27 protein-coding genes are annotated in these 13,437 nt (G+C 55.8%); all 27 read right to left on the bottom strand.

Annotation, left to right across the window (positions count from 1 at the left end; genetic code table 11):
- Nucleotides 1-6 precede the first annotated feature (6 nt).
- Nucleotides 7-411 (bottom strand): 30S ribosomal protein S11, encoded by a 405-nt coding sequence (gene rpsK, locus LHF31_RS12290; protein WP_013559454.1) that lies wholly within the window; start codon nt 409-411, stop codon nt 7-9.
- Between the two features lie 126 nt (nt 412-537).
- Entirely contained in the window at nt 538-924 is a 387-nt protein-coding gene (rpsM, locus tag LHF31_RS12285; RefSeq protein WP_013559453.1) for a 30S ribosomal protein S13, read from the bottom strand.
- Between the two features lie 6 nt (nt 925-930).
- Nucleotides 931-1,044 (bottom strand): 50S ribosomal protein L36, encoded by a 114-nt coding sequence (rpmJ, locus tag LHF31_RS12280; protein WP_013559452.1) that lies wholly within the window; start codon nt 1,042-1,044, stop codon nt 931-933.
- Between the two features lie 80 nt (nt 1,045-1,124).
- Nucleotides 1,125-1,907: a type I methionyl aminopeptidase gene (map, locus tag LHF31_RS12275; protein ID WP_298007486.1), complete on the bottom strand. Its 783-nt coding sequence runs from the start codon at nt 1,905-1,907 to the stop codon at nt 1,125-1,127.
- Nucleotides 1,904-2,566, bottom strand: a complete 663-nt coding sequence (locus LHF31_RS12270) for an adenylate kinase (RefSeq protein ID WP_298007484.1) — start codon at nt 2,564-2,566, stop codon at nt 1,904-1,906. Before LHF31_RS12270 ends, map begins: the two co-directional genes overlap by 4 nt.
- A 6-nt stretch (nt 2,567-2,572) precedes the next feature.
- Nucleotides 2,573-3,919, bottom strand: a complete 1,347-nt coding sequence (gene secY, locus LHF31_RS12265) for a preprotein translocase subunit SecY (RefSeq protein ID WP_298007482.1) — start codon at nt 3,917-3,919, stop codon at nt 2,573-2,575.
- A 16-nt stretch (nt 3,920-3,935) separates the two neighbouring features.
- A complete protein-coding gene (rplO, locus tag LHF31_RS12260) occupies nt 3,936-4,388 on the bottom strand; it encodes a 50S ribosomal protein L15 (protein ID WP_298007480.1) in 453 nt (150 codons plus the stop codon).
- Nucleotides 4,385-4,585 carry a 50S ribosomal protein L30 gene (gene rpmD, locus LHF31_RS12255; protein ID WP_363324775.1) on the bottom strand — a complete coding sequence of 67 codons (201 nt, stop codon included), beginning with the start codon at nt 4,583-4,585 and terminating at the stop codon, nt 4,385-4,387. Before rpmD ends, rplO begins: the two co-directional genes overlap by 4 nt.
- Nucleotides 4,578-5,114: a 30S ribosomal protein S5 gene (gene rpsE / locus LHF31_RS12250; RefSeq protein ID WP_363324774.1), complete on the bottom strand. Its 537-nt coding sequence runs from the start codon at nt 5,112-5,114 to the stop codon at nt 4,578-4,580. The genes rpmD and rpsE overlap by 8 nt, the downstream gene beginning before the upstream one ends.
- A gap of 19 nt (nt 5,115-5,133) precedes the next feature.
- Nucleotides 5,134-5,499, bottom strand: a complete 366-nt coding sequence (gene rplR, locus LHF31_RS12245; protein WP_298007478.1) for a 50S ribosomal protein L18 — start codon at nt 5,497-5,499, stop codon at nt 5,134-5,136.
- A 10-nt stretch (nt 5,500-5,509) separates the two neighbouring features.
- Complete coding sequence (gene rplF / locus LHF31_RS12240) at nt 5,510-6,070, bottom strand: 50S ribosomal protein L6 (protein ID WP_298007476.1); 561 nt, start codon at nt 6,068-6,070, stop codon at nt 5,510-5,512.
- Nucleotides 6,071-6,095: 25 nt separating this feature from the next.
- Nucleotides 6,096-6,512, bottom strand: coding sequence for a 30S ribosomal protein S8 (rpsH, locus tag LHF31_RS12235; protein WP_298007474.1), 417 nt, complete (start codon nt 6,510-6,512; stop codon nt 6,096-6,098).
- A gap of 18 nt (nt 6,513-6,530) precedes the next feature.
- A complete protein-coding gene (locus tag LHF31_RS12230) occupies nt 6,531-6,713 on the bottom strand; it encodes a type Z 30S ribosomal protein S14 (protein WP_013559442.1) in 183 nt (60 codons plus the stop codon).
- Between the two features lies 1 nt (nt 6,714).
- Nucleotides 6,715-7,257 carry a 50S ribosomal protein L5 gene (rplE, locus tag LHF31_RS12225; protein ID WP_298007471.1) on the bottom strand — a complete coding sequence of 181 codons (543 nt, stop codon included), beginning with the start codon at nt 7,255-7,257 and terminating at the stop codon, nt 6,715-6,717.
- A gap of 18 nt (nt 7,258-7,275) precedes the next feature.
- Nucleotides 7,276-7,608, bottom strand: a complete 333-nt coding sequence (gene rplX / locus LHF31_RS12220; RefSeq protein WP_298007469.1) for a 50S ribosomal protein L24 — start codon at nt 7,606-7,608, stop codon at nt 7,276-7,278.
- 19 nt (nt 7,609-7,627) lie between these two features.
- A complete protein-coding gene (gene rplN / locus LHF31_RS12215) occupies nt 7,628-7,999 on the bottom strand; it encodes a 50S ribosomal protein L14 (protein ID WP_013559439.1) in 372 nt (123 codons plus the stop codon).
- Nucleotides 8,000-8,002: 3 nt separating this feature from the next.
- Complete coding sequence (gene rpsQ / locus LHF31_RS12210) at nt 8,003-8,275, bottom strand: 30S ribosomal protein S17 (protein ID WP_298007466.1); 273 nt, start codon at nt 8,273-8,275, stop codon at nt 8,003-8,005.
- Nucleotides 8,272-8,481: a 50S ribosomal protein L29 gene (gene rpmC / locus LHF31_RS12205; protein WP_013559437.1), complete on the bottom strand. Its 210-nt coding sequence runs from the start codon at nt 8,479-8,481 to the stop codon at nt 8,272-8,274. Before rpmC ends, rpsQ begins: the two co-directional genes overlap by 4 nt.
- On the bottom strand, nt 8,478-8,906 hold the full coding sequence (gene rplP, locus LHF31_RS12200; protein WP_303774266.1) for a 50S ribosomal protein L16: 429 nt from the start codon (nt 8,904-8,906) through the stop codon (nt 8,478-8,480). Before rplP ends, rpmC begins: the two co-directional genes overlap by 4 nt.
- A gap of 47 nt (nt 8,907-8,953) precedes the next feature.
- A complete protein-coding gene (gene rpsC, locus LHF31_RS12195) occupies nt 8,954-9,631 on the bottom strand; it encodes a 30S ribosomal protein S3 (RefSeq protein WP_303774265.1) in 678 nt (225 codons plus the stop codon).
- 18 nt (nt 9,632-9,649) lie between these two features.
- The gene (gene rplV / locus LHF31_RS12190) at nt 9,650-9,991 is read right to left on the bottom strand and encodes a 50S ribosomal protein L22 (protein ID WP_298007536.1); all 342 of its coding nucleotides are present in this window, start codon (nt 9,989-9,991) and stop codon (nt 9,650-9,652) included.
- Nucleotides 9,992-9,994: 3 nt separating this feature from the next.
- Nucleotides 9,995-10,288, bottom strand: a complete 294-nt coding sequence (gene rpsS / locus LHF31_RS12185) for a 30S ribosomal protein S19 (RefSeq protein ID WP_298007538.1) — start codon at nt 10,286-10,288, stop codon at nt 9,995-9,997.
- A gap of 56 nt (nt 10,289-10,344) precedes the next feature.
- The gene (rplB, locus tag LHF31_RS12180) at nt 10,345-11,169 is read right to left on the bottom strand and encodes a 50S ribosomal protein L2 (protein ID WP_298007541.1); all 825 of its coding nucleotides are present in this window, start codon (nt 11,167-11,169) and stop codon (nt 10,345-10,347) included.
- A gap of 2 nt (nt 11,170-11,171) precedes the next feature.
- Nucleotides 11,172-11,471: a 50S ribosomal protein L23 gene (gene rplW / locus LHF31_RS12175; RefSeq protein WP_298007543.1), complete on the bottom strand. Its 300-nt coding sequence runs from the start codon at nt 11,469-11,471 to the stop codon at nt 11,172-11,174.
- A 13-nt stretch (nt 11,472-11,484) separates the two neighbouring features.
- Entirely contained in the window at nt 11,485-12,111 is a 627-nt protein-coding gene (gene rplD / locus LHF31_RS12170) for a 50S ribosomal protein L4 (RefSeq protein WP_298007545.1), read from the bottom strand.
- Nucleotides 12,112-12,145: 34 nt separating this feature from the next.
- Nucleotides 12,146-12,775: a 50S ribosomal protein L3 gene (gene rplC, locus LHF31_RS12165; RefSeq protein WP_013559429.1), complete on the bottom strand. Its 630-nt coding sequence runs from the start codon at nt 12,773-12,775 to the stop codon at nt 12,146-12,148.
- Nucleotides 12,776-13,059: 284 nt separating this feature from the next.
- Nucleotides 13,060-13,368 carry a 30S ribosomal protein S10 gene (gene rpsJ, locus LHF31_RS12160; RefSeq protein ID WP_013559428.1) on the bottom strand — a complete coding sequence of 103 codons (309 nt, stop codon included), beginning with the start codon at nt 13,366-13,368 and terminating at the stop codon, nt 13,060-13,062.
- Nucleotides 13,369-13,437: the final 69 nt, after the last annotated feature.

Here is a 13,437-nt window from a genome sequence, read left to right as displayed (position 1 = left end):
CCCCTTTTAGACGCGGCGTTTCTTCGGAGGCCGGCAACCGTTATGCGGAACCGGCGTCACATCAGCAATCGAGCGCACCCGCACACCCATCGCCTGAACAGCGCGGATGGCTGACTCACGACCGGGGCCAGGCCCCTTAACAATCAAATCTGCCTCTTGCAATCCCATTGCCATCGCGGCTTTCACGGCCTGCTCTGCCGCCAGACGCGCTGCAAAGGGCGTGCTCTTGCGCGACCCCTTGAAGCCAGCCGACCCGGAGGAACCCCAGCAGACGGTGTTTCCCTGTTGATCCGTGACGGTCACAATGGTGTTGTTGAAAGAGGCGTAAATGTGGATTTGCCCGGAAGTCAGCGTTCGCTTGACTTTTTTAGCCGAGCCACCTCTTCGTGCAGAACGTACGTTTTGTGCCATACTCCCTTTCCTGTTTACGTTACATCCAGGTTCCAGCCAAAAAGGACCTTTGAACAACAGGCGAGGACGGAGTGCCGCGGAGGGAGAGGAAGATCCCTACCTCCGTCCTCCATCCTGTGCCAAAGACTACTTCTTGGCGCCACGGCGGCGACCACGACCCGCAACCGTCTTGCGTGGTCCTTTGCGGGTGCGCGCGTTGGTGCGCGTGCGTTGTCCACGCACCGGCAGATTGCGGCGGTGACGCAGACCACGATAACACCCGATTTCGATCAGCCGCTTAATGCTCATCTGAACTTCGCGGCGGAGGTCTCCCTCCACAGTGTAATTGCGGGCAATATAATCGCGCAGCGCGTTCACTTCGGCTTCGGTCAGGTCTTTCACCCGTGTATCGGGGTTGACTTTCGTAGCCGCCAGTGTCTCGCGTGCCCGCGTGGGGCCAATACCATAAATGTAGGTCAGAGCGACCTCGACCCGCTTGTTGCGCGGAAGATCTACACCTTCAATACGTGCCATAACTGATTACCCCTGTCGCTGCTTGTGCTTAGGATTTTCACAAATGACATACAACCGTCCGCCGCGTTTCACGATTTTGCATTTTGCGCAGCGTTTCTTGATAGATGGCGAAACTCTCATGATTCCTTACTCCTTCGTCATTATCGCAACAGGCAAACCAAAGTTGCTATTATATGCCGCTTGCCCGTTTTTGTCCAGATTTATTCCTCTCCCGGCAGGGTGAGGATGACCGGTCCATCTTCCGTTACTGCGATGGTGTGCTCAAAATGTGCGGTGAGCGAACCATCGGCAGAGGCTACCGTCCACTCATCTGCCAGCACCCGGGTCTGCCAGGTTCCAACCAGCACCATTGGCTCCAGAGCAATGGTCAATCCTGGTCGAAGAAGCAACCCGCGTCCTGGAACCCCATAATTGGGGACTTGTGGACCTTCATGCATGCGCCGTCCCACACCATGTCCGGTATACTCACGGGTGACGTGAAACCCACGGCTTTCGACATACTGTTGAATTGCCGCTGAAATGTCTCCCACGCGATTGCCCGGCTTCATCTGTTGAATGCCTGCGTAGAGCGCTCCTTCAGTCACTTCCAGCAATTTACGGGCGACCTCAGAGATTTGCCCCACGCCTACCGTGAATGCCGCATCTGCCACAAAACCCCGGTACACCGTGCCGCAATCCACCGTGACGATATCCCCTTCCTTGATCTTGCGCGTCTTGCTGGGAATACCGTGCACCAGTTCATCATTGATGCTGACACACGTGCTGGCAGGATAGGGGTACGGTCCCGGATAATTTTTAAACGGGGAGTAGGCCCCATATTTTTTCAGCACGCTTTCCGCCGCCGCATTGACATCGGCAGTGGTAGCACCGGGTTGAATGGCGGCACGGGCGGCTGCCAGCGCTTCGGCATTGATCTTTCCTGCCTCGCGCATGATCTCCAGTTCCTGCGGGGTTTTGATGGTGATTTGTCGATCCCAGCTCACGAAGTTTTCACCTTTCGGATTGCGTTGAGAATCTGTTCGCTGACAGCCTCTATGGACTGGGTACCATCAATTTCCACCAGCAGGTGGCGCTCACGATAGTAATCAATCAACGGCGCAGTATTTTTAAGGTACTCTTCAATCCGTTTTCGCACGGTTTCGGGTTTGTCGTCCTCTCGCTGGACCAGGGCAGTGCCATCGGCATCACACACACCGGGCTGTTTCGGCGGGTTGTTGGTCACATGGTACACCCGTCCGCAGGTTGGGCAACTGATGCGCCCGCTCAACCGCTCCACCAGTACCTCAGCGGGTACGGAGATGTAAGGGACACAATCCACCTTTCCCGAAAGTTCTGCCAGCATGGCAGATAACGCATCCGCCTGAGCCACGGTGCGCGGGAAGCCATCGAAGAGCACCCCTTGCACACAATCAGGACGGGTAATGCGTTCCCGCACCATCGCAATGGTGACGTCATCGGGGACCAGTTTTCCGGCGTTCATATAACTCGCCGCCAGTTTCCCCAGTTCGGTCTGGTTGCGCAGGTTTTCGCGGAACAAATCGCCAGTGGAGACATGGGTCAGCCCAAATGTTTGCACAATCTGAGTGGCCTGTGTTCCCTTGCCCGCGCCCGGAGGACCTAACAGCACAATGTACGTTGCCATACGCCCCTACCCTTTGATGAGGCTTTCCTGATAACCGTGCAATTTCAACTCAGTGTCAATGATGGTGAAGGTATCGCGCACCACCCCGACCACGATGAGCAACCCTGCGGCAGAGATGAGCAGCAAGCCCGCCCCGGCGTTTGCCGGTAACAGTGCATGCACAATGTAAGGCAGGACTGCCACAATGCCCAGGAAGAGAGCCCCCGGCAGGGTAATGCGACGCTGCACCTTGCTCAAATAGCGTTGAGTGGCTTCACCCCGTAACACACCTTGAATCTGCGCCCCTTGCTTCTTCAAGTTTTCGCCATAGTTTTGCTGCTGGAAGAGCACATCGGTGTAGAAGAAGGTGAACAACACCACCATCAGGAAATAGATGATGATGTACAGGGCGCTTTGCGAACTGAACAACTGTTGAATATCTCGCGCGGCATTTGCCACCCACTCCGTCTTGGACAAAATAAAGTAACTGGCAAGCATGGAGGGGAAGGTCAAAATTGCCTGAGCAAAGATCAACGGGATCATGCCCGCCATGTTGACCATCAGCGGCAGGTTGCTGTGCACCGGCATGGACATGCGATTGCCCACGCGCCGCCCCGGAAATACCACCGGTACGTTGCGGCGTCCCTGCTGAACATACACGATGGCGAAAATGATCAGGACAAGGATGGCAAGGATCACCAGCAACATCCACCAACCATTTTGCTGATCGCTCAAAATCGAGAGCAGGTTTGCAGGGATGCGCGCAACGATACCGGCAAAGATGATCAACGACAGGCCTTGCTTGGGGATACCGTACTCTGAAATGAGTTGTCCCAGCCAGATGCCGAACATCGTCCCACCCATCATGGTCAGAATGACCGTCAGGGTTGGCAGGAGGTTCGCACCGCTCCACCCATAGTTGGGCAGGATTGCGGAAATGCCCCCCTGCAACAGCGAACCAAAGATGTTAATCTGCCCGATTGCCGAAAGGAACGCCATCGGGATGGTGAGAATGATGGTCCATTTTTCCATCCAGATTTGCCCCTCGCGCGGGTTATCCTTCAGACGCTGTTCCAGTGCCGGGATGATGGGGACCAGCAGTTGCAGGATAATTTGAGCGGTAATGTAGGGGTACACTCCCATCGCTAGAATGGAGAAGTTTGAAATCGTACCGCCCGAGAGCAGGTCAAGTAAGCCCAGGAAAGACTGGGCTCCACTCGACCCCTGCAGTAAACCGCGAATCACCTCGGTGTTCACCCCGGGCACGGGGATATTGGCAGCCAGCCGGTAGATGACCAACAGCAGAAACGTAATTAACAGTTTCTGACGGATATCGACCGACTTCCACAGGTAACGCCAAGCAGACCGTTTCATAGAGGGTCTCCTGAAACTAGGCTATTAATTCCACCTTACCACCGGCGGCTTCGATTTTTTCGCGCGCGCCTTTGGTGACGCGTTGCGCCTTAACAGTCAAAGCGCGGGTTAACTCACCACGACCGAGGATCACGACCGGATTGCTGTTTTTGTGCAGCATTCCCGCCTGCGCCAGCAGTTCCGGAGTAACTACCGTTCCTTCCGGGAAACGTTCTAACTGCTCAACGTTGACCTCGTTGTACTCCACCTGATTGGGGGGAGTAAAGCCTTCACCACGCATGAAGGGTAAGCGGCGATAGAAAGGCAGGTTACCACCCTGCCGGTAGAGTTTACCACCCTGACCGGAGCGCGCCCCTTCGCCTTTGGTACCGCGACCGGCGGTTTTACCCTGACCCGCGGCGATACCAATACCCTTGCGTTTGTGCTTTTTCTTTGCACCTTCGTTCGGGAAAAGATCGTGAAGTTTCATTTCACTTCCTCAACTTTCACCAAGTGGTTCACTTTGAGAAGCATTCCCCGCAAGGATGGGGAATCGGGGTGTACCACGCTCTGGTGCATTTTGCGCAGACCCAGAGCACGCACCGTGGCTTTATGCCTCTCGGAGTAACCGATGGGGCTTTTGACCAGCGTAATTTTCAACATTTTCGGTTCGGTCGCTTCAGTCATGTTTCTTCCTCCGCTCCCAGAACGGTAAAACCTCTTCCACAGCCTTGCCACGATTGGCGGCTTCCACTTCAAGGAATTTCAGCTGGTCAAGGGCTTCAAAGGTTGCCTGCACCACGTTGAGCACATTTGAACTGCCCAACGATTTGGTGAGGATATCGCGAATGCCCGCGGCTTCCAGCACAGCGCGCACGCCACCCGCGGCAATAACGCCGGTACCGGGGGATGCCGGTTTGAGCAGAACTTTGGAACCACCCACTTTGCCGATCACCTCATGCGGGATAGTGGTCCCGTACATGCTGACCTTGCGCATATTCTTGCGGGCGCGTTCCGTAGCCTTGCGCATGGCATCCGGCACGGCGTTGGCTTTACCAACCCCTAAACCCACATGACCTTTATTATCACCAGCCACAACCGTCACACGGAATTGAAAGCGGCGGCCACCTTTGACAACTTTGGCAACCCGCGCGATTTCAATCACGCGCTCGTCATACTGGGTTTCAATGCTTGGATATTCCATAATGTCCATCATGGATCAGGACCTTCCTTCCTTAGAAATCCAGACCGGCTTCGCGGGCAGCATCTGCCAGAGCCTTGACGCGACCCATGTAGCGGAAACCGCCACGGTCAAAGACAACCTGCTTAATGCCCTTCGCCAGGGCGCGTTCGGCAACCAGTTTACCAACCAGTTTTGCCTGTTCGGTCTTATTCAAACCGGCGGTTTTCTCGCGCAGTTCGTGATCAATACTTGATGCCGCCGCCAGCGTATGACCAGCCTGGTCATCAATCACCTGAGCGTAGATTTCCGCCAGACTGCGATAAACGCTGAGGCGAGGGCGCTCAGGCGTGCCTTGCACTTTCATGCGCACGCGGCGATGCCGATGTAAACGTCCTTCAGCACGAGTTCGTTTTGCCATATCTCACCTGCTATTTCTTGCCACCTTTACCGCCCTTGCCCGACTTACCGGCTTTGCGGCGAATCTTCTCACCCAGATAGTGGATGCCTTTGCCCTTATAGGGTTCCGGCGGGCGGATCTTGCGGATATCCGCGGCTATCTGTCCCACCTGCTCGGCATCGGCGCCAATGACCCGAATTTGACGGGTGCGCTCTTCCACCTCAAAGGTAATGCCCGCAGGCGGTTCCACGACAACGGGGTGTGAATACCCCACGTTCAACACCAGATTCTTGCCATCCATGCTGGCGCGGTAACCCACTCCTTCGATTTCCAGGACTTTGGTGAACCCCGTGCTTACGCCGGTCACCATGTTCTGAATCAATGCGCGGGTTGTTCCGTGCAGGGCTCTGATGCGCGGTTCATCCGATTCGCGCGTCACCTGCACCTGATTGCCTTCCAGCGTAATCTGGACACCCGGCGCGAAGGTGCGAGCAAGTGTTCCACGGGGACCTTTGACGGTCACACTCAGCCCATCAACCCCCACCTGCACGCCAGAGGGAATAACCACAGGTAAACGTCCTATACGAGACACAGTTCTACCTCCTTCACGTCGCAGGCTACCAGACCTTGCAGAGGATCTCGCCGCCCACGCCCAGTTTGCGAGCCTGCTGTCCCGTCATCACTCCCTTGGGAGTGGAAAGGATGGCAATGCCCATTCCGGAGAGGACCCACGGAATTTCCGATTTGGGCGTATAGATGCGGCGTCCGGGCTTGCTCACGCGCTCCAACCCGGTAATGACGGGTTTGCGCTGGCGCCGTTCGCCCACGTATTTAAGTTTCAACCGCAACACTTTGCGTGCCGAGTTATCAGCCTCTTCAACCACCTCGTAATCCTCGATGTAACCTTCTTCCTTGAGGATTCGAGCGATCTCAACCTTGATCTTCGAAGAGGGCATGGCAACCATGGCGTGCCCGGCCATAATGCCGTTGCGGATTCGGGTCAACATATCAGCAATTGGATCGTTAACGCTCATCGCTTACCTCCCAACCGGCTACCAGGAAGCCTTTGTCACGCCAGGGATCTTGCCCTGCAGTGCCAATTCGCGGAAACAAATGCGGCACAGTCCAAACCGGCGGATATAGCCGCGCGGTCGTCCGCAACGCTCACAGCGGTTGCGTACACGAACTTCGTACTTTCGCCGCATCTCACGGTATTTCATGCATTTCTTCGCCATATTAACCCTTTCTGAATGGCATACCCAGCATTTCCAACAGCGCCGCTGCATGATCGTCGCTCTTGGCGGTGGTCACAATGGTGATCTCCATCCCGCGGATCTTGTCGATTTTATCGTACTCGATCTCAGGGAAGATCAACTGCTCACGCAGACCAAGGGTGTAGTTACCACGTCCATCGAAGGCATCGCGGGAAACACCCCGGAAGTCACGCACACGCGGCAGAGCCACGTTCATGAGGCGATCCAGGAAGGACCACATGCGCTCACCACGCAGGGTCACCTTGGCGCCGATTGCACGTCCTTCGCGCAGTTTGAAAGCCGCAATGCTTTTGCGGGCTTTGGTAATGACCGGCTTCTGCCCGGTAATCGCCATCAGGTCTGCGGAAGCGGTTTCCAGCGCTTTGGGGTTGTCCAATGCCTCGCCCAAACCAATGTTCACCACAACCTTCTGGATTTTGGGCACCTGCATGACATTGTCCAGCCCCAGCGACTTCATCAACGCAGGCACAACTTCTTTCTGATAGTATTCTTTCAACCTGTTCATCGCATCACTCCAGGTGCCTTATTCATCAATAACCGCCTGGCATTTCTTGCAGACGCGCACGGCTTTATCTGCCTGCCGGTTGACGCCCACACGGGTGGCTTTCCCGCACTTTGGGCAAACCAGCATCACATTGGAAATGTGAATGGGCGCCTCAAATTTGACCAGACCGGGGTTGATCGTGCGGCCCTGAGCCTGAACCTGACGTTGATGCTTGGTGCGCAGGTTGACACCCTGCACCACCACGCGCTCCTCGTCGGGCAAAACGCGAATGACCTCACCGCGTTTGCCTTTGTCTTCTCGACGGCCGCTGATCACCTCTACCGTATCGCCCTTATGAATCTTGAACTTCATACCACTCTCCTCATCGATCCTAGAGCACTTCAGGCGCCAGCGAGACAATCTTCATGAAGCCTTTTTCGCGCAGTTCACGCGCCACAGGCCCGAAGATGCGGGTACCCCGCGGGTTCTGTCCAGAGCTGTCCAGGATCACAGCGGCATTGTCATCAAACCGAATGGTCGAACCATCTTCTCGCCGCCATTCCTTTGCACAGCGCACGATCACGGCTTTGACGATCTCACTTTTCTTTACTGCGCCTTGCGGTGCAGCCGATTTGACCGTCGCCACCACAATATCGCCCACTTCGCCATACTTGCGGGTCGACCCACCCATGATGTGAATCACCAGCAGTTCGCGAGCGCCCGTGTTATCGGCAACCTTTAATCGGGTTTCCTGTTGAATCATGGCTTAGGCTCCTTCCTCCACCACATCTGCGCCACTGGACTTGCGAATGATCTTCTCGACCACCCAGCGTTTTTGCGCAGAAAGCGGGCGGCTTTCCACGATTTGCACCACATCGCCTACCTCGCACCCCAGTTCATCGTGGGCTTTGACCTTTTTGATGGAGTGCACCACTTTCTTGTACAGCGGGTGCTGGAAGGTGCGGGTGATTTGAACCACAACCGTTTTCATCATCTTATTGCTGGTCACGAGACCGGTCATGCGACGGCGCGTGTTCATTTTTCACCTCTTTCTTCTGCCAGTTCGCGTTCGCGCAGGATCGTCTCGAAACGAGCGATCAGGCGACGCGTCTTCCCCAGACGACTGGTGTCGGTCAATTGACCGGTGGTCATCTGGAAACGCAGGTTCATCAATTCCTGGCGAGCATCCATCAGTTTGGCTCGCAATTCTTCAGTCGTCAGTTGTCGAATTTCAGACGGTTTCATGCCTGTTCTCCTTCCACTTCCTCACGTGCAATGACCTTGGTCTTGATGGAGAACTTATAGGAAGCCTGATGAAGCGCTTTCTTGGCAACGTCTTCAGGTAAGCCTCCCACTTCGAACATGATCCGCCCAGGGCGAACCACAGCCACCCAGTACTCGACATTCCCTTTCCCTTTACCCATACGGGTTTCAGGCGGACGATGGGTGTAGGGTTTATCCGGGAAGATACGAATCCAAATCTTTCCTCGGCGGCGCATTTCACGCGCGATAGCGCGGCGGGCAGCCTCGATCTGGCGAGCCGAAACCCAACCGGGTTCAAGCGCCTGCAGAGCATATTCGCCGAAGGCGATTTCTGCCCCGCGGAGGGCTTTACCGCGCATGTTTCCGCGCTGTTGTTTGCGCCACTTGACACGTTTTGGCATCAACATGGTTGCTACCTCTTTCTCTCATCCCGACAATCTGTCAGGGGGTATCGTTATTCGCTTACGTACACGCCTTCGGTAGGCTCGGCTTTTTCTTCGACCTCGGGCGCCATCTCACCCTTATAGACCCACACCTTCACGCCAATGCGTCCATAGGTGGTCAGCGCTTCAGCGCGAGCGAAATCAATGTCGGCTCGCAGGGTCTGCAGGGGGACACGGCCTTCGCGCAACCAAACACTGCGGGACATTTCTGCTCCGCTCAGGCGGCCCTGAACTTCAACCTTGATGCCCTTGGCTCCCTGGCGCATGGCTTGCTGAAGGGCACGTTTCATCGCCCGGCGATAACTCACACGGCGCTCGATCTGGGAGGCCAGATTTTCAGCCACCAGTAAAGCATCGGTGTCGGGGTTCTTGATCTCTTTGATTTCGAGGTCAATCTTCTTGCCGGTCAGGGCTTCCAGATCCTGGCGGAGTTTCTTCACGCTTTCGCCTTTGCGTCCGATGAGGATGCCAGGCTTGGCGGTGAAGACAATCACGCGCACCTTACCGGGGAAGCGTTCCACTTCCACACGGGAAACACCAGCGTTTTCTGCAATTTCCCGCACCAGTTTGCGGATCTGAAAATCCTGTTGCAGATTTTGTGTGTACTCTTTCCCGTCAGCAAACCAACGGCTTTCCCAAGCCCTGTTCACGACGAGACGAAAACCAACGGGATTAACTTTGCGTCCCATATCTGCTCCTGGTCCTTACTACTCCCGCTCGCGCAGGACAATCGTAATGTGAGAAGTGCGGCGTAAAATCGGCTTGAAGCGACCGCGAGCCCCAAAACGGCGCCACTTCCGGGTAGGTCCTTCATCAGCGGCGATTTGATGGATGTACAGGTTGTCGCGGCTGACGCCGAAGTTTTCTTCTGCGTTGGCAATCGCCGAGTCCAGCACTTTGTTAATGATCCGCGCGGCTTTTTTAGGGGTGAAGCGCAAGATATTGGAGGCTTCTACCACCGGTTTTCCCCGCACCAGATCCACCACCAGGCGCGCTTTTTGCGCGGAGGTGTCGGCAAATCTCAATTGAGCGCGAATATCCGTTGCCATGGTTTATCTGCCTCCCTTACCCTTGGCGCCAGAGGATTTCTCCGCGACATGACCGCGGAACAGGCGCGTGGGGGCAAATTCGCCCAGGCGATGCCCAACCATGTTCTCAGTGATGTAGATGGGTACATGGCGACGTCCATCATGGACGGCAATGGTGTGCCCTACCATCTGAGGGAAGATCACACTTGCCCGGCTCCACGTGCGAATCACCTTTTTCTCGCCCCGGGTGTTCATCAACTCGATTTTCTTGAGAAGTTTTGGGTCAACGTACGGCCCTTTTTTCAACGATCGTGACATAGTCTCGTCCTTCTTTCTTCCGGTCTAACGCAATTCCAATCGCTAAACCGCGTCTTCTACTTACGACGGCGGACAATGTACTTGTCGGTCTGCTTATTGCGGCGGGTCTTGTAACCGCGGGTGGGTTTACCCCACGGCGATTTGGGACCCGGCATACCGACCGGCTGACGCCCTTCACCACCGCCATGCGGATGGTCGCGCGGGCTCATCGCGGTACCGCGCACCGTCGGGCGAATGCCCATGTGGCGCTTGCGCCCGGCTTTCCCCAACTTGACATTGGAATGATCCAGATTGCCTACCTGCCCAATGGTGGCGTAGCAGGTCTGGCGGACCAGACGCACCTCACCCGAGGGCAGGCGAACCTGTGCGTAATCGCCTTCCTTTGCCAGCAATTGCGCCGCAGCGCCCGCAGCCCGCACCAGTTGACCGCCCCGACCCTCTTTGAGTTCGATGTTGTGAATCATCGTACCCACTGGGATATTGGCAATCGGCAGACTGTTGCCCGGGCGGATTTCCGCATCTTTCCCTGCCAGCACGGTATCACCAACCTTTAAGCCCAGCGGAGCCACAATGTAGCGTTTCTCGCCATCCGCGTACACCAGCAGAGCAATGCGCGCGGTGCGGTTCGGATCGTACTCAATAGCCGCAACACGGGCAGGAATGCCGCGCTTATCGCGTTTGAAGTCCACCAGACGGATGAACTGGCGATTGCCGCCACCCTGATGGCGCACGGTAATGCGCCCAAAGTGGTTGCGCCCGGCGTGCTTCTTGCGCACGACGATCAGGGAGCGCTCCGGCTTGGTTTTGGTAATTTCTTCGAATGTGTAACCGGTCATGCCGCGCAGACCGGGGGTTACCGGTTTGTAGACTTTAACAGCCATGGCTACACCCCTTCAAACAACGGAATTGAGTCCTCGGGCGCCAGCGTCACGATGGCTTTCTTGTACCCTTCGCGAGTCACTACCACGCGGCGACCTCGTCCACGACGGCTTTGTTTTGCCGGAACATTGATCAAGTTCACCCGCAGGACTGTCACATTGAAAATTTTCTCAACGGCATCCTTCACCAGCGTGCGGGTTGCATCATCGGCAACTTCAAATACATACTGATGAAGTTTTCCAGCCTGATAGTTGGTTTTCTCCGTAATCAATGGGCGGCGAAGTACATCATAGATCGTGCTCATTCTGTCCTCCTGTTTACCCGAGGTTCGCCGAGATCACATCCAGCGCCGCCAACGGCATAACTACCTTATCGAACACCAGTAAATCGCGGATGTTCAGGTAATTTGCCAGCAGGATTTTGGCGTCCGGCAGGTTGCGGGTAGAGCGAATGACGCCCTCATAGGCTTCCTTTTCCGGAATGAGAACCAGCGCACTGGCATCGCCGACCAGCGTGTTCAACGCCTGCGCCATGTGCCGGGTCTTGGCTTCCGGCAGGGTGAGTTGATCCACCACTACAATGGCGTTTTCAGCCGCTTTGACGGAGAGCGCCGAACGCAACGCGGCGCGGCGCATTTTGCGCGGCATCAACTGGGCATAAGAACGCGGATGGGGCGTGTGCACTTTGGCACCCTTTGCCCAAATCGGCGAACGAGTGGAACCCTGACGGGCACGACCAGTACCCTTTTGTCGCCAGGGCTTACGCCCACCACCCGAGACCTCATTGCGAGTCTTGGTGTCGTGGGTTCCCAGACGCGCATTCGCCATCTGGCGAAGATACGCTTGGTGCATCAGATCAATATAAATCGGGGCTTCAAAGATGCTCTCGGGAAGTTCCACAGAGCTGACTTTCTGCCCTTGCATGTTGACTACATCTACTAACATACCATCGCTCCTACATTCAGGCTAAGGCAGCCAGCTACTGTTTACGCGCCTCTTTGATGACGACCAGGCCGCCTTTGGCGCCCGGCACCGAGCCCTTGACGCCAATCAGGTTGCGTTCGGTATCCACCAGGACCACTTTCAAGCCCTGCGCGGTCACGCGGTCATTGCCCATATGACCCGGTCCCCGCGATCCTTTATACACACGCCCCGGTGTCGTGCCCGAGCTTCGCGAACCGGGAGCGCGATGGCGATCTGACTGACCGTGAGTCTTTGGACCACCCCGAAAATGGTAGCGTTTCACGCCACCCTGGAAGCCCTTACCTTTGCTGGTGCCGACCACGTCCACGCGCTCGCCCACAGCAAAGCACTCCACAGTCACTTTATCGCCTTCTTTGACTTCTGGATTTTTGACCCGAAATTCACGCAAAAAGCGCAACGGCGGAAGGTTGTTGCGTTTCAGGTGGCCTAATTCGCCGCCTGTGAGGCGCTTGGGTTTCACCTCTTCAAACCCCAGCTGGACGGCTGAATAACCGTCGTTTTCCGGCGTACGTACCTGGGTAACGTAACAAGGCCCAGCCTCGATGACGGTGACCGGAATAGCCACACCGTTCTCATCGAAAATCTGGGTCATACCGATTTTCTTTCCAATCAGCCCTTTCAACATATCTCTGTTGTCTCCTTGCTTCAAAGTGTCGGGACTGTCAGCCTGGGCTCGGCTGCATCATCCCCGTCCGTAGCGCAGTCAGTTCGTGGAGGGCATCGCTCGGGTCTCTTTTCACGCGCCCAGCGCACCAACTCTTGCACTACCTGTTCGGGCTTTGCGCCCAAAACCGCTCTATTTTACCAGAGCGTCTTTATCCTGTCCAGAGTAAATCCTGTTTTCACACACAGCCAGTTTGCACAGAGGAAACCTCCGTGCAAACTGGCATCATCGTCCATAAAACCTGGTTAGATCTTAATCTCGATATCTACGCCCGCAGGCAGATTGAGCCGCATCAGCATATCAATCGTCTTGGCATCCGGATCAATCACGTCAATCAGACGATTGTGCGTGCGAATCTCAAAGTGCTCGTGAGAATCTTTATCGATGAAGGTCGAGCGGCGCACCGTGTAGCGCTCAATCTTGGTGGGCAGAGGAACCGGACCAACCACCCGCGCACCACTGCGTTCTGCAGTTTCCACGATGCGTTTCGCCGATTGATCCAGTACGCGATGATCAAATGCCTTAAGGCGGATACGAATACGTTGCTTGGCCATTTCTCACCTTTTCTTACTCGAGGATCTTGGTGATGACGCCCGCGCCGACCGTCAGACCGCCTTCGCGGA

The sequence above is a fragment of the Anaerolinea thermophila genome (assembly GCF_020723905.1).
In the GTDB taxonomy this organism is placed as follows: Bacteria; Chloroflexota; Anaerolineae; order Anaerolineales; family Anaerolineaceae; genus Anaerolinea; species Anaerolinea thermophila_A.
Note: the sequence above shows the minus strand (reverse complement) of the source record. Positions and strands in the feature narration are given on the sequence as shown.